The following is a 16,773-nucleotide window of genomic DNA, read 5'->3' on the forward strand; positions in this document are numbered from 1 at the left end:
CCATGCTCACCCAGATACGACCCGCGATCATCATGATCGTCTTCTTCACTGTCCTGACCGGCCTGATCTATCCCCTGGGGATGACCGGAATCGCCCAGGCGCTGTTTCCGCACCAGGCCAATGGCAGCCTAATCGAAAAGGACGGCAAGGTTATCGGTTCCGAGCTGATCGGCCAGGGCTTTGCCGGCGACAAATATTTCCATGGCCGCCCTTCGGCTGCAGGCGACGGCTACAACGCCGCCGCCTCCAGCGGCTCCAACCTCGGCCCGACCAACCCCAAGCTGATCGACCGCATCAAGGGCGATGCCGACAAACTGAAGGCGGAGAATCCGAACCAGCCGGTGCCGATGGATCTGGTGACGACCTCCGGCAGCGGCCTCGACCCCGACATCAGCCCCGAGGCCGCCTACTTCCAGGTCGCCAGGGTGGCCAAGGCCAGGGGCTTCGACGAAGCTAAGGTCAAGGCCCTTGTCGACAGCCATGTCGAAGGCCGCGAACTCGGCTTCCTCGGCGAACCGGTCGTCAATGTGCTGGCGCTCAACCTGGCGCTGGACGATACCAAGTGAGAGACAGTCTTTGAAGCCTAGCGCCGGGGATCGACAGCATCCCCGGCGCCGTTCATGATCGAGCCTGATGCTGGACGACAGAAGCAACGACACCAGACCCTCTCCGGACGCGCTGCTTGAGCATGCGGAACGGGAAGAGCGCGGCCGTTTGCGGATATTTCTCGGTGCCGCCCCCGGTGTCGGCAAGACCTACGAAATGCTAATGGCCGGTCGCGCCAGGCTTGCCGACGGCGTCGACGTGGTGATCGGCATCGTCGAAACCCACGGCCGCAAGGAAACCCAGGCGCTGGTCGAAGGCTACGAGGTCATCCCGCGCCAGAAGGTCAGCTACAAGGACCGCGTGCTGGACGAGATGGACATCGACGCCATCCTCGCCCGCCGTCCGGCGCTGGTGCTTGTCGACGAGCTCGCCCACACCAATGCGCCCGGCAGCCGCCACCCCAAGCGCTATCTCGATGTCCAGGAATTCCTGACCCGCGGCATCGACGTCTACACCACGCTCAACATCCAGCATGTCGAGAGCCTGAACGACGTCGTAGCGCAGATCACTCGCGTACGAGTGCGCGAGACGGTTCCCGACTCCATCATCGACCAGGCTGACGACATCGAGATCATCGATCTCACCCCCGACGACCTGATCAAGCGGTTGAAGGAAGGCAAGGTCTATTTCCCCAACACCGCCCAACGCGCGGTCGAAAACTATTTCTCGCCCGGCAATCTGACGGCGCTTCGCGAACTGGCGCTGCGCCGCACCGCCCAGCGCGTCGATGAGCAGTTGCTCAACCACATGCAGTCGCATGCCATCCAGGGTCCGTGGGCGGCCGGCGAAAGGGTACTTGTCTGCGTAGACTCGCGTCCGGGCGGAGCCTCCCGCATCCGCTATGCGCGCCGGCTGGCCGACCGGCTGCGCGCTCCGTGGACGGCACTCCACGTCGACACGCCGCGTTCGGCCACCATGTCCGAGGAGGACAAGGACCGGCTGGCGACGCTGCTGCGCCTGGCTGAGCAACTCGGCGCCGAGGTGACGACCATTCCGGGCCAGAACGTTGCCCAGGACATCGTCCGCCACGCGACGGCCAACAATTTTACCCACATCGTCATCGGCAGGCCAACCCGGTCGCGCTGGCGCGAGCTGATCGAAGGCTCGCTCACCTACGATCTCATCCGCAATGCCGGCGACATCAGCGTCCATGTCATTTCGGGAACCGAGCGCGGCAACGAGGCGGCCTCGCGGAACGTCAAGGCAGCGGACGAGCAATGGCAGTTCGATGTCTGGCCCTATCTCAAGGCGACGGCCTTCGTTGCCGGCTCGCTCGGTTTCGCCGCCCTGCTCGACCAGTTTCTCGACGTCCGCAATCTTGCGATCATCTTTCTCATCGGCGTGCTGACATCGGCGGTGGCCGGTGGTCTGTGGCCGGCTCTATATGCCTGTGTGGCCAGCGCCGTTGCCTTCAACTTTTTTTTCCTCGAGCCGCGCTACACGCTCACCATCCGGGATCCGGAGAGCATTGTCGCGCTCGCCGTCTTCCTTGTCGTTGCCGTCATCGCCAGCAACCTGACGGCGCGCGTGCAGCGCCAGGCGGTCGCTGCCCGCTCACGCGCCCGGGCGACGGAGGATATCTACCTCTTCTCCAAGAAGCTTGCCGGCGCCGGCACGCTTGACGACGTGCTGTGGGCCACGGCCTTCCAGATCGCCTCGATGCTGAAGCTGCGCGTGGTGCTGCTTTTGCCTGAAGATGGCACGATCACCGTCAAGGCCGGCTATCCACCCGACGACACACTGGCCGAGGCCGACATCGCCGCCGCCCGCTGGGCCTGGGAGCACAACCGTGCCGCCGGCCGTGGCGCCGACACGCTGCCCGGCGCCAAGCGCCTCTATCTGCCCTTGCGGACAGGCCGCACCGCCATCGGCGTCGTAGGCCTCGACAACGACAAGCAAGGGCCGCTGCTGACGCCTGAGCAGCAGCGCCTGCTCGACGCACTGGCCGACCAGGCGGCGGTCGCCATCGAGCGCATTCAGTTGGTCGCCGATGTCGACCGCGCCAATCTGGCGGCCGAGGCCGACCGGCTGCGCTCGGCGCTGCTGACCTCGATCTCCCATGATCTGAAGACGCCGCTTGCGGCCATCATGGGCGCGGCCGGCACGCTGCGGGAATACGCGCCCTCATTGCCCGAGAGCGATCGCGCCGAGCTGCTGACCACCGTGCTCGACGAATCGGAGCGGCTGAACCGCTTCATCGCCAACCTGCTCGACATGACCAAGATCGAGTCCGGCGCCATGGAGCCGAATTTCGCTCTTCACTATGTCGGCGATGTCGTCGGGTCGGCCTTGCAGCGGGCGCGCAAGATCATTGCCGGACACAAGACCGAAGTCGATATTCCGGCCGATCTGCCGATGCTGAAGCTCGACCCCGTCCTGTTCGAGCAGGCGCTGTTCAACCTTCTCGACAATGCCGCAAAATACGCGCCGCCGGGGTCGACCATCCGCGTGCAGGGCTGGGTCGACAATGGCTCCGTCGTGCTGCAGGTCATGGATGAAGGACCGGGCATTCCACCCGCCGACCTGGAGCGGATCTTCGACAGCTTCTACCGGGTGCGCAAACGCGACCAGGTCCAGGCCGGCACCGGGCTCGGCCTGTCGATCTGCCGCGGCTTCATCGAGGCGATGGGCGGCACGATCACGGCGGCGAACCGCAGCGACCGCACGGGCGCGGTCTTCACCATCCGCATGCCGAGGCCGGCACAATCGCCCGGCATCAGCGCGGACGGGCAAACATCTGGTGATCTGGCATGACAAATTCCAACGTCAGCATATTGGTGGTCGATGACGAGCCGCCGATCCGCAAACTGCTGCGCGTCGGCCTCGGCAGCCAGGGCTATGCGGTCAGCGAGGCGCCCAACGCCAGGGCCGCGATCGAGATCGTCGATACGCAAAAGCCGGATCTGATCCTGCTCGATCTCGGCCTGCCCGGCATGGGCGGCCTCGATCTCTTGCGCAAATGGCGCGACGACGGGCTCGACGTCCCCGTGGTCATCCTGTCCAGCCGCACCGACGAGGCCGGCATCGTCGCCGCACTGGAACTGGGCGCCGACGATTACATCACCAAACCGTTCGGCATGAACGAGCTGGTCGCCCGCATCCGCGTGGCGCTGCGCCACAAATTCCAGCAGCAGGGCGAGAAACCGGTCTTCCACACCGGCGATCTCAGCGTCGACCTAGTCAAGCGCATCGTCAAGGTCGAGGGCAAGGAGGTAAAACTCTCGCCGAAGGAATACGACATATTGCGTATTCTGGTGCAGCACGCCGGCAAGGTTCTCACCCACCATTTCCTGCTGAAGCAGGTGTGGGGCGATTCCACCGACGTGCAGTATCTCAGGGTCTATGTCCGCCAGCTCCGGCAGAAGATCGAAAAATCGCCCGACCAGCCGCGCTACATCACCACCGAGACCGGCGTGGGGTATCGGCTGCGCGAGGTCGAGTGACCGGGCGCTCAGTCAGCTGACAATTCCGCGGTCCGGGTCAGTGCGCCGCCGAAGCCGTTGAGCGGGATGGTAAAGCTCACCGCTTGCCCGGTGTCGGCCGCGAAGGCGTCGATCTTCAGCGTCGTCCCTGCCTTGAGCAGTGGTATGACGCTGGCATCGAACGCCACCGGCACCAGGCAACCGACGGCCTGGCAGGTGTTGAACGGCAGGCTGCCATCCAGCTTCTGGTCGTCGATGGTCAGGCTGACGCCCTTGGCCAGCGCCAGACCGAATGGCAGCGCCAGCGTTCCGGCCGCGTCCTCGCCGCTCTTGCTCGACAGCTCTATTGCCAGAAGGCGCTGGTTGGTTTGCTTGTTGAACTGCTGATGCGACAGGCTGCAGGCCTTATTGGTCCCCGTTATCTGGCAATTGACTGTCCATTCGCCATGAGTTTCGGACAGCGCCGACGCGCCGCCAGGCAGTGTCGGGCCAGCGGCAGCGGCGGCAGGTGCTGCCTTGTCGGTCTTGGTCTGCGCGGCGACCGCCGCCGGGCCGAGAATACAGACGCTGCCCAGTAGCGCTGCGAAATATACTTGCCTGCTTTTCATCAATATCTCCCGATTGTGCCTCGAGCCAGCCGCCATTGAGCTCAAGGACCGCGCCCGATAGAGCGTTCAATCGATCTTTTCTGTCAAGTGCGGGCAGGTCGCATCCGCCACTGGCTCCGCCGATTTCGCAACCATGGCAGATCGGGACGAACGCCCTATATAGAAGGAAGGCTATGTCTGTGCGGGAATGAACGAATGTCGACGCTTCGTCTATCGACAATTCTGATGTCGGCGATGCTGGCGGCGGTGACGCTGCCGGGCATGGTGCAATCTGCCTCGGCGCAGGCCGTCAATCCCGGCACAAACCGGCTGATCCAGCAGAACGAGCTGCAGCAGTTGCGCAACAGCCTGCAGCGCCAGCAGTTCCAGCAACAGCAGCAGCAATATCGCGACCAGGACCGCCGGATCGTGCCGCAGCCGCGCCCTGAAGTGCCGGTCGTCAGGCAAGCTTGCCCAATTCAGATCGTCGGCAACCAGATTGTGCGTGTTTGCCGTTGATATCGGTCGCTTGCGATTTACTTAGTCGACTTATCTAATAAAAATGCTTCATTGCCTCGCGGGCATTTTTTGGGGTTTGCAGGCGGCGTGCGGCGGTGCGCTCGTCGACCGGGTTATCAGCAAATGGCGACGACGAAGAAAAAGGCGGTGCGCAAGGCAAGGCGAGGTGAGCGGATTCGCCAGGTCGCCGCCATACCCTTTCGCCTGGACGCTGACGGTAATTTCGAAGTGATGCTGGTGACGTCGCGCACAACGAAGCGCTTCATCGTGCCCAAGGGCTGGCCGATGAAAGGCAAGAGCGGGCGCAAGGCCGCCACCATCGAAGCACGCGAAGAGGCGGGCGTGCTCGGCAGGACCCGCAAGGCGCCGGCCGGCAGCTATTCCTACTGGAAACGATTGGAAAACAGTTTCGTCCGCGTCGACGTCGTCGTCTACCTGCTCGAAGTGTCCGAGGAACTGGCCAACTGGCAAGAGGCCAAGAGCCGCCAGCGCGCCTGGCTCAAGCCGCAAGACGCGGCATTGCTCATCGATGAGCCCGATCTTTCGACATTGATGGCAAACCTGGCGACCACGCAGCCAGCGGCGCCAGACCCGGCCTGAGCCTCACTTGCCCTTGTCGCCTTCAGCGGGAAACGGCCGCACGGGCGTGCCTGTATAGGCCCACAGCCATTCGCGCGGCAGCGGCCCCTTGTTGCGGTCGCTCTGCTGCGACTGCTCCCAGGCATGCGCCAGGATGCCGACCGAGCGCGACAACACGAACAGGCCGCGCGTCAGCGGCGGCGGAAAGCCGAGTTCGCCATAGATGACGGCGGTGGCGCCGTCGATGTTGAGCGGTATCTTCTTGCGCTTGCGCCGCGCCACCTCCGCCTCGACAGCCTCGGCGATGTCGGCGAAGCGTCCGCTGACGACGCCGCGCGCGGCAAAATCGCGGGTCACCTCGATCAGCCGCGGCGCGCGCGGATCGATCGGATGGAAGCGGTGGCCAAACCCCGGCACATAGCCCTTCTCCTCGGCGAAGAAGCGATCGAGCCGCGCCGATACGGCTTCGCTGAGCATCGCGCCCTGGTCTAGCGCCACGGCAATGTCGCCGTAGAAGGACAGCGCCTGTTCGCCCGCGCCGCCATGCACGTCGCCCAGCACGTTGACGGCCGAGGCCATGGCGCTGTTGATGCCGACGCCACAGGTGATGGCCATGCGGGCAATGGCGATCGACGGCGCCTGCGGCCCGTGGTCGACGGCTGCACCCAGCGCAATGCCAAGCAGCGCCGCCTGGTCCTCGCTTGGCAGTTCGCCGCGCAGCATCAGCCAGATGACAGCCGGAAAGCTGACGCGGCCGATCAAATCCTGGATTTCATAGCCGCGCAGCCGGATGGTGCCCGGGCTCATCTCGATGATGCCGGTCTGCCACCATTCCTCACCGCGCTCGCGGCCGGTTTTTTTCTCAAGCTCGCTCACGCGCTTCTCCTGGTGCGCGGCGGCAGGGCGGAAAAAACCTCGTCCATGTGTTCGCCAAGCACAGGCGGCGGCAGGACCGGCAAAGGTGCCGCGCCATCGACCATGAAGCCGCCGCGCACGACGGTTAGCGGCTGCTCCATGCCGGGCAGGCCCCGGAAGCGGGTGGTCATGTCGCGCTCAGTCACCTGGCGCTCGCCCAGCACCTGCGGGATGGTCAGCACCCGGCCCGCCGGCACGCCGGCGCGGTTGAACTTTTCTTCCCAGGCGGCGGCCGAGGCGCTGGCCAGAGCCGTCTCGATCAGCGCCTTCAGCACCGCGCGGTTCTGCTTGCGGGTCTCGCGTTCGGCAAAGCGCGGGTCCGATGCCAGCCCCGGCTGGCCGATCAGCTGGCAGAGCGTGACGAACTGTTCCTGCTTGTTGGCGGCGATGTTGAGCAGGCCGTCGCCGGTGCGGAATGCACCGGAGGGCGCCGCCGTCATGTTCTCGTTGCCCATTGGCTTTGGCTCGACCCCGGCCGTCAGGTAGTTGGACACCGGCCAGCCGAGCGCCGACAGCGTGCATTCGAGCATCGAGACATCGAGAAACGCGCCCTCGCCTGAGGTCTTCTGCTTCACAAGTGCTGCGGCAATGGCAAACGCCCCGACCAGTCCACCCAACGTGTCGGCGACGGGATAACCGACCCGCAAGGGTGCGGTCTCCGGCGTGCCGGTGACGCTCATAATGCCGGAAAGCCCCTGGATGATCTGGTCGTAGGCCGGATTGTCGCGCATCGGCCCGGTCTGGCCGAACCCCGATATGGCGCAATAGACGAGACCGGGGCGAACCTCTTTCAGCTTCTCATAGCCGAGCCCAAGGCGCTCCATCACGCCGGGACGAAAATTCTCGACCAGCGCGTCGGCCGAGGCGACCAGATCGAGGAAACGCTCGCGATCGGCTTCGCTCTTGAGATCGAGAACCACCGATCGTTTGCCGGCGTTCTGCGCCAGGAACGATGCGCCCATGCCGGCTTTGTTGAGCGCCGGCGAGGCGCCGAGTTGGCGCGCCAGATCGCCGCCTTGCGGCGCCTCGACCTTGATGACGTCGGCGCCGAGCAACGCCAGCTGGTAGGCGCAGTAAGGCCCGGCCAGCACATTGGTCAGGTCGAGAACACGGATGCCGGCAAGCAGATCGGTCATGATGCTCCAGATCGCTCAGGCATCGCCCGGCACATGCTCCGGTCCACGCCGGCGCCTATGCTCAATGAAGGCCCAGATATGCGGACCGGCCAGCCCGATGAAGGCGAGGATCAGCAGTACCAGCGACAGCTTGTGGGTGTAGAACACCGACCAGTCGCCGTTCGAGATCGTCATCGCCCGGCGGAACTGGGTTTCGGCGAGCGGCCCCAGGATCATGCCGATAATGACCGGCGCGGTCGGGAAATCGAAGCGCCGCATCAGGAAGCCCGCGGCTCCCAGCAGATACAGGATGACGAGGTCGATCGGCGATTGCGAGATGCCGTAGGTGCCGACGGTGGCGAACACCAGGATGCCGGCATAGAGCTGCGGCGCCGGAATTTTCAGCAACCGCACCCACAGCCCGATCAGCGGCAGGTTGAGGATGACCAGAATGACGTTGGCGATGAACAGGCTGGCGATCAGGCCCCAGACCAGATCGGCCTGCGTCGTCAACAGCAGCGGTCCCGGATTGATGCCGTAGCTCTGGAAGGCCGACAGCATGATCGCGGCCGTTGCCGAGGTCGGCAGACCGAGCGTCAGCATCGGCACCAACACGCCGGCGGCCGAGGCATTGTTGGCGGCTTCGGGTCCGGCGACGCCTTCGATGGCGCCGACCGTGCCGAACTCTTCCTTGTGCTTCGACAGCTTCTTTTCGATGGCATAGGACAGGAAGGTCGGAATTTCGGCGCCGCCGGCCGGCATGGCGCCGATCGGGAAGCCGATGAAGGCGCCGCGCAGCCAAGGCTTCCACGAGCGCCCCCATTCGGCTGACGTCATGTAGAGCGAGCCTTTGAGCGGCACGATCTCGTCCTTGCCGGCATAGCGGCGCGAGGCCATGTAGAGAGTCTCGCCGACGGCAAACAGGCCGACCGCGGCAATGATGACATCGACGCCGTCGAGCAGTTCGTTCGTGCCGAAGGTGAAGCGCGGCTGTCCGGTCTGCAGGTCGACGCCGATCATGCCGATGACAAAGCCGAGGAACAGGCTGGTGAGGCCGCGCACCGACGACGAGCCAAGCACCGCTGACACCGTGATGAAGGCGAGCACCATCAGCGAGAAATATTCGGCCGGCCCGAAAGCCAGCGCGAACTTCACCACCACCGGCGCCAGGAAGGCAACGCCCAGCGTGCCGATGGTACCGGCGACGAAGGAGCCGATCGCCGAGGTCGCCAGGGCCGCGCCGCCACGGCCGGAACGGGCCATCCTGTTGCCTTCCAGCGCTGTGACGATGGTGGCGCTTTCGCCGGGCGTGTTGAGCAGGATCGACGTCGTCGAGCCGCCATACATGGCGCCGTAATAGATGCCGGCGAACAGGATGAAGGAGGCTTCCGGCGCCACCTGGTAGGTGATCGGCAAGAGCAGCGCGATGGTCAGCGCCGGCCCAAGGCCGGGCAGCACGCCGATGGCGGTGCCAAGCGTGGTGCCGACCAGGCACCACAACAGGTTCATGGGTGAGAAAGCGACGGAAAATCCGTGACCGAGATGACCGAGCGTCTCCATGGCGTCAGCCCCTCACTGCGGTGATGATCGCGTCGATCACCGTGTTCAGCTGGTTTTCGATGAAGCCGGCGCCGATGTTGACGCCGAGCGCCCGGGCAAAGCCGAAATAGGCGGCCAGCGCCAGGATCAGGCCGGTCAGCGCATCACGCAGCGTGTGCTTGCTGCCGAAGCCGTAACAGACGAGCACGAACATGATGACGGAGGCGGCGGTGAAGCCGAGCGGCTGGATCAGCACCAGATTTGCCACCAGCCCGGCAACGACGATGCCCATCGCCTTCCAGTCGGTCGGTGTTTCCTTTTCCTCCTGCGGCTGCCAGCCGCCGCGCACCGCGGCCAGGATGAGCAGCAGCGAAAGCACGATCATGCCGGTCATGGTGATGTAGGGAAAGACGGTCGGCCCGACCTTGGAATAGAGCGGCGACACCGGGATCGCCAGGGTCTGCCACGCCACGGCCGCGGCGCAGGCGAGAAGCCCGATACCGATCAACAATTCGGGCATGGCAAGGCGCGGGGGCGCCGGCTGCTGGTCGCTGCTGCTCATCAATGTCCTCCCAATATGGCCGGCATCCTCCCGCCGGCCGCATCCGCAGTTTCACTCCCACCGCATGATATGTCCATGCCGCAGGTGAAAGTCGGAAGGGGGCGGTGTTGGCCGCCCCCTTGGAGGTTTAGGCGAGGCCGAGGTCCTTGAGGATCGCGGTGATGCGGGCGGTGTCGTCGGCGAGGAATTTGGCATAGTCGTCGCCGGTCAGAAGGATGGGCGTCCAGTTGCGGTTCTTGCACTCGGTCGCCCAGGCGTCGCTCTTGGCCATGGTTTCAATCATCGTGACCATCGCCGCCTTGTCGGCATCGGACACCCCGGGCGGTGCAAAGACGCCGCGCCAGTTGAACAATTCGACATCGATGCCGGCTTCCTTCATCGTCGGTGCGTCGATGCCGTCCTGGCGCTTGTCGGCCGAGATCGCCAACAGCCGAAGCGCGCCTGCCTTGATCTGTTCGGAGAACTCGCCGAAGCCGGAAATGCCAGCCGCAACCTGGTTGCCGAGCAGCGCCGACAGCGCCTCGCCGCCGCCGGCGAACGGTACGTAGGAGAGGTTGGTTGCCGGAACCCCGACCGTCTTTGCGATCAGGCCGAACAGGATGTGGTCGGAACCGCCGGCCGAGCCGCCGGCCACCGGAACCTTGGTCGGGTCTGCCTTGAGCGCCGCGACGAAATCGCCGGCCGTCTTGAACGGCGAATCCGCCGGCACCACCAGCGCCTCGAACTCGCCGGTGAGGCGGGCGATCGGCGTCACTTCGGACAGGTTGTTGGCCGATTTGTTGGCGATGATGGCGCCGACCATGACCATGCCGGCCACCATCAGCGAATTGCCCTTGCCCTTCCACTGGCTGATGAATTGCGGCAGGCCGACCGTACCGCCGGCGCCACCGACATTGGTGATCTGCGAGCCGGAGATCAGTTTTTCACTGCGCAGCACCTGGTCGATGGTGCGCCCGGTCTGGTCCCAGCCGCCACCGGGAGCGGCCGGCACGAAAATCTGGATCTGTGGTGCATCCTGAGCGAAGGCGGGCGTCAAATGCGTTGCGACGAAACCGGCAGCGCCTGCGGCCGCGGTGCTCATCAAAAATCTGCGTCTGTTCAGCATGGGATTCCTCCAAATCACGACACCTCCTCCGGTGCCTGCCAGAAACGTAGCCTGAAAACAGACCCGCTCGGCAAAAATTCATGCCGATTTCGATATGTTCTGTCAACAGGAACGGCGTTCTACTAGACAGAACAAGAGATGTGCGGCACAATCGCCTCGGTCCGCCTAGAGCAATTCTAAGAAAAGTGTGGTCGGTTTCCCACAGGAACTGGGCAAAAACAAAGAGATAGAGTGGCTCGCCGCTTCCGTGAAACGGCGAAACGCTCTAGTCCGCGCGAGTAAACTGGCATGAGACTGTCCGTGAGATGACCGAGGCGCGACCCAAGCCGTTACAGGCAGATGGCGTTGCCGCGCTCGATCGCGCGATCGCCATTCTCGACGCTTTCGCCGCCGCCGACCGCTCGCTCAGCCTGGCCGAAATCGCGGCGCGGACCGGGCTCTACAAGAGCACCATATTGCGGCTGGCGAACTCGTTGCTGCGCGGGCAGTTGCTGGAGCGGCTCGACGATGGCCGCTACCGCATCGGGCCAGCCACCTTCCGGCTCGGCGCGCTCTACCAGCGCTCGGTGGTGGCGGTCGACATACTGTTGCCGATCATGCGCGATCTCGCCGAGCGCAGTTGGGAAAGCGTGGCGTTCTATGTCCGCTCGGGCGACGCCCGCACCTGCCTCTACCGCGTCGAATCCAAGCATCCGATCCGCTATACGATTCGGGAAGGCGACCTGCTTCCATTGCTTTCCGGCTCGGGCGGCCGCGTGCTGGCGGCGTTTTCAGGCCAGCAGGGCGAGCCATACGAGACCATCCGCCAAACCTGCTACTACCTGTCGATCGGCGACCGCGACCCGGAGACGGCGGGCGTGTCGGCGCCGGTGTTCGGACCTGGGCACGTTCTGCTCGGCGCCTTGACACTCGCCGGTCCATCGACGCGTGTCGATACGGCCTTTCTGCGCCGCATGACGCCGGCTTTGCTGGAAGCAGCCGCCCGCGCCACCCGCGCTTTCGGCGAGGATGCATCAGCCCTCGAACATGCAAGCGTGAAGGCAGGCAACCTCACCTAGTGCGGCCAAGCTCCGCAACGCGATCAAGCATGTGCGGTTTGCATGGTTTCCACCCGTTCTTGCAAGCTCCCGATACCGAATGTATTCTTGTAATTTACTCGAATACAACCCAATTTTTGCGAAAGATTGTGCACCTGACTCCGCGCAAGCAAATTCTACAGAAATCGAACCAATCCGAAAGCAAGTATCCAAAGAATTTATTTGCTGTTAATGCCGGTAGGCTAGTCAGTCAATCGTCGCCGGATATAGGCGACATTGGGAGGGGGCGTCGCTTGGCCAGCATCTGGTCGGCAGGCAATTCGCAAGGAGTCATGGCTATACCCATGGAAGCTTGATGAGGCTGTCACCAACAGACACCAGCCCCCGTCTTCTCGGGCTGGTCTGGCCATTCATCCTCGTGGTTCTTGTCCAGGCTCTGGTTGCCAGCGGCAGCCTTTACACGCTCTCGGCGGTACGCGCCTATGTCGGCGGCGAGAGCCACTGGTCCAAGGGACAGAAGCAGGCCATCTATTTTCTCAGTCTCTATGCCGAAACCGGCAAGGAAGAATTCTTCAACGAGTATCGCGGAGCCATCGCTGTTCCGCTCGCCGATCGTTCGGCTCGACTTGCCCTCGAGCAGCCCGAACCCGACATCAGCGCCGCCCGCGCCGGCTTCCTGCAAGGCGGCAACCACCCCGACGATCTGACGGGATTGATCTGGCTGTTCCAGAACTTCCGCGAGGTGAGCTATCTCGACATTGCCATCCAGCATTGGACGGCCGCTGACAGCATGATTCTTGAAATCGATCGGCTCGGTACCACGATCCACCAAGGATTTGTTGAAGGGCCGGTTTCGGCCGCGCAAATCAGTACCTGGAAAGCCCAAATCCATCAACTTAACCATCTGATCGGTCCCCTTTCTAAGGCCTTCTCCGACAGCCTCGGCGAGGGATCCCGTTTCATCAAGATGGTGCTGACGCTCGCCAACCTGGCTACCGCCGCCTTGCTCATCTTGCTCGCCGTGTGGCGCACCCGCAAACTGCTGGCACAGCGCCGAGCTTTCCAATCCGCCCTCAACGCAGAACGCGAGCGCGCCCAGATCACCCTCGCCTCGATCGGCCAGGCTGTCATCAGCACGCAAGCGGACGGACTGGTGGACTACATGAACCCCGTCGCCGAGCGGCTGCTGGCACACTCGCTCCACATGGCCAGAGGCAAGCCGATCGCCTCGCTATTCCGCTTGCTGGACAAGGACACCGGTGTCGAGGAACTCGGGTTGGCGGAACGCCTGCTGGCTGGCGAGCCACGTCGCCCCAACGTCCGCCCGCAACTGCTGCAGCGCGCAGACGGCTCGGTCATTCCCGTGGCGCTGACCGGCGCGCCACTGCTCATTTCCGGCCATGTGGTTGGCGCAGTGCTGGCTTTCCACGACATGACTCGCGAGCAGGACTACATCGAACGGCTCTCCTGGCAGGCTTCCCATGATGCATTGACCGGACTTGCCAACCGCCACGACTTCGAAAGCCGGCTGGAGTCGGAAATCGCTGAATTGCGTCACAAGCCCCGCCAGCACGCCCTGATGTACCTGGATCTCGATCAGTTCAAGCTTGTCAACGATACGTGTGGTCATGCGGCCGGCGATCAGTTGCTGCGGCAGATTTCCATTCTCCTCGGCAATGCGCTGCGACCGGGCGACATGCTGGCGCGGCTGGGTGGCGACGAGTTCGGCGTTCTGCTGTTCGACTGCAACCCGGATCTCGCTGTCGACATCGCCGAACGCCTGCGTGCAACCGTGCAGGACCTGCATTTCACCTGGGAGGCCAGGCCTTTCAACAGCAGCGTCAGCATCGGCATGGTCCAGATCACCAGTGCCGAAATCACGCTTGAAGAGACCCTGCGGGCTGCGGATGTCGCCTGTTACATGGCCAAGGAAAAAGGCCGCAACCGGGTTCAGCTGCACAGCGACAGCGATGTCGCGTTGCGCGAACGCTTCGGCGAGATGGCCTGGGTTCAGCGCCTGCATGCCGCGCTGGAAGAAAACCGCTTTGCGCTTCATGCCCAGGAGATCTGGCCGCTGAACGAGGCGGCCGCCGAAGCCGGCGCACATATCGAGATCCTGCTGCGGCTGACCGACGAGGACGGTCTCGTCGTCTCGCCCGCCAGCTTCATTCCGGCGGCCGAGCGCTATGGGTTGATGCCGTCGATCGACCGTTGGGTCGTGCGCAACACCTTCGGCGTCCTGGCGGCGCGCCTCGCCGATCCAACGGCCTCTCCCATCACCACTTGTGCCATCAATCTTTCCGGCGCCAGCTTCGGCGACGAGACCTTCCTCGGCTTCCTGCGCGAGCAGTTTCTTGCCTATGGCATTCCGCCGAAAATGATTTGTCTGGAGATCACGGAGACCAGCGCCATCGCCGATCTCGCCAATGCCATGCGCTTCATTGCCGATCTGCGCGGCTTGGGCTGCCGCTTCGCCCTCGACGATTTCGGCTCCGGCATGTCGTCCTTCGCCTACCTGAAACACCTGCCCGTCGACTATCTGAAAATCGACGGCAGCTTCGTCAAGGACATGCTGGAGGATCGGATCGACCGTGCCATGGTCGAGATGATCCATCATATCGGCAAGGTGATGGGCAAGCGCACCATTGCCGAATTCGTCGAAAGCGACGGCATCATCGCGGCACTGAAGACCATCGGCGTCGACTATGCGCAAGGCTATGCGATAGCCAGGCCGCAACCTTTCAAGGCCTCCATGACGCTGCTGAATCCAGCGCGGCCGGCAAAGGGGAGGGACAAAGATCGTTGGAACGGCCTTGCGCGAAAATTGCGCAAGACCGGATGACAAGAAAAGCCGTCGCCGGACTTCGTCAGTTCGCCTTGACCAGCACCACGCGCCGGTTCTTGGCGCGGCCGGTTTCGTCGTCATTGCTGGCGACGGGCGCCATCATACCGGCGCCGGCCGCGGTCAGCCGCCCGCCGTCAATGCCGTATTTCGAAACAAGCGCCGCCTTCACCGACTGCGCCCGCCGCGACGACAGGTCGATATTGTAGTCGAAAGCGCCCTGATTGTCGGTGTGGCCGACGACGATCACCGCCATGCCGGGCTCGTTGGTCAAAAGCGTCGAGATCTCCTTCAGCGTCGGCTCCGATTCCGGCTTGATGTCAGACTTGTCGGTGTCGAAGAAGATGCCGTAGAGCGAGATCGAGCCGGTGGTGGAGAGCGAATCCGCCATCTTGGCGGCCTCGACGACCACCATCTTCTTGTCGCGTGCCTTCGGCTCCAACACCTGAACGACGGCGATGGTGCGGCCGTTGAGTTCCTTGCAGTAGAGGTCATCGATCAGCGAGTAGGCCTGCACAGTGACATAGGCGTCGCCGCCATCCTGCGGCACCTTGGCTGAGAAGAAGCGCTGGTCGTTGATGCCCGTGGTTACTGCACAGGCGCCATTGGAAAACGCCGCGTCCTTGATGTCGCTTTCATGGAAGAAATACATCATCAGGCTCATGTCGCCGCCACCGCCGCTCGACGACCGGTCGGCAGCGCCGCCGCACTCTTCCTTCTTGCATTCGAACAGGACTTCGCCGCCGGCGGCCTCGATCACATCCTGATAGTTGCGCAGCACTTCGAGCGGCGAGCGCTCGGGCGGCAGCACATAGGCGATGCGGGTCAGCGCACCCTCGACCTCGGCCATCTTGTCCGGTGCATAGATGCGATTGTTCATCGTATCGCGCGCGTCCGCATCGGCACTCGGCTTCAGCGGCGACAGCGGCACGGTGAAATCGGTGTAGGCGAATTTTTCGTAGGAGACGATGAACGACCCCTCATAGCGCTTGGCCAGATGATTGTCGGCGGCACCCTCGATGTCGGCGGTCGGCACCGTCGCATCGGCGCCAGCCAGTCGCACGGTCGCAAAGATGAGCAGCCCGGCCCAGAAAAGCTTTGCAAGTATCGCATTGATCGTACGCATGGTCAGCCTCCCCCAAAGAGCAATTCCAGGAAAAGTGTGAGCGGTTTCCCCACAGGAATTGCGTAGCTAGATCAGGATGGCAATTTTTGCAGAACGAGGCAATTGCGTCGATGAAGTGCTTCACACCCGCCGTTCGAGCAGGATGGTCGGCCCATCGTGATAGGTGGTTTCCAGCACTTTGGTGTAGCCGCATTTTGCCGCGACGTTCAGCGAGCCGGTGTTTTCCGGATCGATGATGCAGACGGTTCTGGCGCCGGCAAAGGTTTCGTCGCCCCAGGCCAGCGCCCGCCTGACGACTTCGCTGGCAAAACCCTTGCCATGCGCCTGCGGCGCCAGCGCCCAGCCAGCTTCGGGGATGCCTTCGAGCGAAGGCTCGATATCGCGCTTCAGATCGTGAAACCCGGCCTCGCCGATGAAGCGGCCGCTGGCCTTGTCCTCGATCGCCCAGAAGCCGTAGCCGAGCAGCGACCACAAGCCGGCGTGCCTGAGGAATCGCATCCAGCTTTCCTCGCGCGTCCGCGGCTTGCCGCTGATGAAGCGGGTGGTGACGGGATTGGCCCACATGACGGCATAGTCGTCGAAATCATCGATCCGGTGCGCCCGCAGGATGGTCCGCTCCGTCTCGAGAACCGGGACGCCGGCAACTTTTGGATTGCCCATGAAACTCTGCCTCCGTTGACGGTCGTCGCTTAACAGACCAACGCTCGCCAACAAGGGCCAAGGCGGATCATCGTACGGCCAGGGAAACCATCTCGATCAATCAAGCTAGGGTCAGGATGTGGCGTCAATGACACTGATGACTGGACAGGAAGCAGCCTG

Annotated in this window: 15 protein-coding genes; 7 read left to right on the forward strand and 8 right to left on the reverse strand. The window is 63.5% G+C overall.

The window, feature by feature from the left end:
• Positions 1 to 2 precede the first annotated feature (2 nt).
• The 3 genes from kdpC to AC1D1L_RS23210 all read left to right on the forward strand — a co-directional run bounded on the left by kdpC (position 3) and on the right by AC1D1L_RS23210 (position 4,049).
• Entirely contained in the window at positions 3 to 566 is a 564-nt protein-coding gene (kdpC, locus tag AC1D1L_RS23200) for a potassium-transporting ATPase subunit KdpC (RefSeq protein ID WP_112562623.1), read from the forward strand.
• A gap of 67 nt (positions 567 to 633) precedes the next feature.
• A complete protein-coding gene (locus tag AC1D1L_RS23205; protein ID WP_477343784.1) occupies positions 634 to 3,360 on the forward strand; it encodes a DUF4118 domain-containing protein in 2,727 nt (908 codons plus the stop codon).
• Entirely contained in the window at positions 3,357 to 4,049 is a 693-nt protein-coding gene (locus tag AC1D1L_RS23210) for a response regulator transcription factor (RefSeq protein WP_192259127.1), read from the forward strand. The genes AC1D1L_RS23205 and AC1D1L_RS23210 overlap by 4 nt, the downstream gene beginning before the upstream one ends.
• An 8-nt stretch (positions 4,050 to 4,057) precedes the next feature.
• On the opposite strand, the gene AC1D1L_RS23215 is transcribed toward AC1D1L_RS23210, so the two are convergent.
• Positions 4,058 to 4,636: an invasion associated locus B family protein gene (locus AC1D1L_RS23215; protein WP_477343785.1), complete on the reverse strand. Its 579-nt coding sequence runs from the start codon at positions 4,634 to 4,636 to the stop codon at positions 4,058 to 4,060.
• 225 nt (positions 4,637 to 4,861) lie between these two features.
• On the opposite strand from AC1D1L_RS23215, the gene AC1D1L_RS23220 reads away from it, so the two are divergent.
• Together AC1D1L_RS23220 and AC1D1L_RS23225 are read left to right on the forward strand one after the other, a co-directional pair.
• The gene (locus tag AC1D1L_RS23220; protein ID WP_192259130.1) at positions 4,862 to 5,134 is read left to right on the forward strand and encodes a hypothetical protein; all 273 of its coding nucleotides are present in this window, start codon (positions 4,862 to 4,864) and stop codon (positions 5,132 to 5,134) included.
• A gap of 123 nt (positions 5,135 to 5,257) precedes the next feature.
• Positions 5,258 to 5,734: an NUDIX hydrolase gene (locus AC1D1L_RS23225; RefSeq protein WP_477343786.1), complete on the forward strand. Its 477-nt coding sequence runs from the start codon at positions 5,258 to 5,260 to the stop codon at positions 5,732 to 5,734.
• A 3-nt stretch (positions 5,735 to 5,737) separates the two neighbouring features.
• On the opposite strand, the gene AC1D1L_RS23230 is transcribed toward AC1D1L_RS23225, so the two are convergent.
• From AC1D1L_RS23230 to AC1D1L_RS23250, 5 genes are all read right to left on the reverse strand, one after another.
• Positions 5,738 to 6,589, reverse strand: coding sequence for a citryl-CoA lyase (locus tag AC1D1L_RS23230; RefSeq protein ID WP_477343787.1), 852 nt, complete (start codon positions 6,587 to 6,589; stop codon positions 5,738 to 5,740).
• Positions 6,586 to 7,764 carry a CaiB/BaiF CoA transferase family protein gene (locus tag AC1D1L_RS23235; protein WP_477343788.1) on the reverse strand — a complete coding sequence of 393 codons (1,179 nt, stop codon included), beginning with the start codon at positions 7,762 to 7,764 and terminating at the stop codon, positions 6,586 to 6,588. Before AC1D1L_RS23235 ends, AC1D1L_RS23230 begins: the two co-directional genes overlap by 4 nt.
• Positions 7,765 to 7,779: 15 nt before the next feature.
• Entirely contained in the window at positions 7,780 to 9,303 is a 1,524-nt protein-coding gene (locus AC1D1L_RS23240) for a tripartite tricarboxylate transporter permease (RefSeq protein WP_477343789.1), read from the reverse strand.
• 4 nt (positions 9,304 to 9,307) lie between these two features.
• Positions 9,308 to 9,844 (reverse strand): tripartite tricarboxylate transporter TctB family protein, encoded by a 537-nt coding sequence (locus AC1D1L_RS23245; protein ID WP_477343790.1) that lies wholly within the window; start codon positions 9,842 to 9,844, stop codon positions 9,308 to 9,310.
• Positions 9,845 to 9,971: 127 nt separating this feature from the next.
• Positions 9,972 to 10,949 (reverse strand): Bug family tripartite tricarboxylate transporter substrate binding protein, encoded by a 978-nt coding sequence (locus tag AC1D1L_RS23250; RefSeq protein WP_142869019.1) that lies wholly within the window; start codon positions 10,947 to 10,949, stop codon positions 9,972 to 9,974.
• A 305-nt stretch (positions 10,950 to 11,254) separates the two neighbouring features.
• On the opposite strand from AC1D1L_RS23250, the gene AC1D1L_RS23255 reads away from it, so the two are divergent.
• On the forward strand, positions 11,255 to 12,007 hold the full coding sequence (locus AC1D1L_RS23255; RefSeq protein WP_477343791.1) for an IclR family transcriptional regulator: 753 nt from the start codon (positions 11,255 to 11,257) through the stop codon (positions 12,005 to 12,007).
• Positions 12,008 to 12,341: 334 nt separating this feature from the next.
• Positions 12,342 to 14,828, forward strand: coding sequence for an EAL domain-containing protein (locus AC1D1L_RS23260; protein WP_477343792.1), 2,487 nt, complete (start codon positions 12,342 to 12,344; stop codon positions 14,826 to 14,828).
• 25 nt (positions 14,829 to 14,853) lie between these two features.
• Here AC1D1L_RS23260 and AC1D1L_RS23265 read toward each other — a convergent pair whose 3' ends face one another.
• Together AC1D1L_RS23265 and AC1D1L_RS23270 are read right to left on the reverse strand one after the other, a co-directional pair.
• Positions 14,854 to 15,954 carry an OmpA family protein gene (locus AC1D1L_RS23265; protein ID WP_477343793.1) on the reverse strand — a complete coding sequence of 367 codons (1,101 nt, stop codon included), beginning with the start codon at positions 15,952 to 15,954 and terminating at the stop codon, positions 14,854 to 14,856.
• Between the two features lie 120 nt (positions 15,955 to 16,074).
• Positions 16,075 to 16,614, reverse strand: a complete 540-nt coding sequence (locus AC1D1L_RS23270) for a GNAT family N-acetyltransferase (protein ID WP_352585757.1) — start codon at positions 16,612 to 16,614, stop codon at positions 16,075 to 16,077.
• Positions 16,615 to 16,773 lie beyond the last annotated feature (159 nt).

The organism is Mesorhizobium sp. P2_D6, from assembly GCF_056404315.1.

Excerpts from the sequence above, each read along its gene's own strand:
- kdpC (WP_112562623.1), top strand. The coding sequence starts at position 3 with ATGCTCACCCAGATACGACCCGCGATCATCATGATCGTCTTCTTCACT.
- AC1D1L_RS23205 (WP_477343784.1), top strand. The coding sequence starts at position 634 with ATGCTGGACGACAGAAGCAACGACACCAGACCCTCTCCGGACGCGCTG.
- AC1D1L_RS23210 (WP_192259127.1), top strand. The coding sequence starts at position 3,357 with ATGACAAATTCCAACGTCAGCATATTGGTGGTCGATGACGAGCCGCCG.
- AC1D1L_RS23215 (WP_477343785.1), bottom strand. The coding sequence starts at position 4,636 with ATGAAAAGCAGGCAAGTATATTTCGCAGCGCTACTGGGCAGCGTCTGT.
- AC1D1L_RS23220 (WP_192259130.1), top strand. The coding sequence starts at position 4,862 with ATGTCGGCGATGCTGGCGGCGGTGACGCTGCCGGGCATGGTGCAATCT.
- AC1D1L_RS23225 (WP_477343786.1), top strand. The coding sequence starts at position 5,258 with ATGGCGACGACGAAGAAAAAGGCGGTGCGCAAGGCAAGGCGAGGTGAG.
- AC1D1L_RS23235 (WP_477343788.1), bottom strand. The coding sequence starts at position 7,764 with ATGACCGATCTGCTTGCCGGCATCCGTGTTCTCGACCTGACCAATGTG.
- AC1D1L_RS23240 (WP_477343789.1), bottom strand. The coding sequence starts at position 9,303 with ATGGAGACGCTCGGTCATCTCGGTCACGGATTTTCCGTCGCTTTCTCA.
- AC1D1L_RS23245 (WP_477343790.1), bottom strand. The coding sequence starts at position 9,844 with ATGAGCAGCAGCGACCAGCAGCCGGCGCCCCCGCGCCTTGCCATGCCC.
- AC1D1L_RS23250 (WP_142869019.1), bottom strand. The coding sequence starts at position 10,949 with ATGCTGAACAGACGCAGATTTTTGATGAGCACCGCGGCCGCAGGCGCT.
- AC1D1L_RS23255 (WP_477343791.1), top strand. The coding sequence starts at position 11,255 with ATGACCGAGGCGCGACCCAAGCCGTTACAGGCAGATGGCGTTGCCGCG.
- AC1D1L_RS23260 (WP_477343792.1), top strand. The coding sequence starts at position 12,342 with ATGAGGCTGTCACCAACAGACACCAGCCCCCGTCTTCTCGGGCTGGTC.
- AC1D1L_RS23265 (WP_477343793.1), bottom strand. The coding sequence starts at position 15,954 with ATGCGTACGATCAATGCGATACTTGCAAAGCTTTTCTGGGCCGGGCTG.
- AC1D1L_RS23270 (WP_352585757.1), bottom strand. The coding sequence starts at position 16,614 with ATGGGCAATCCAAAAGTTGCCGGCGTCCCGGTTCTCGAGACGGAGCGG.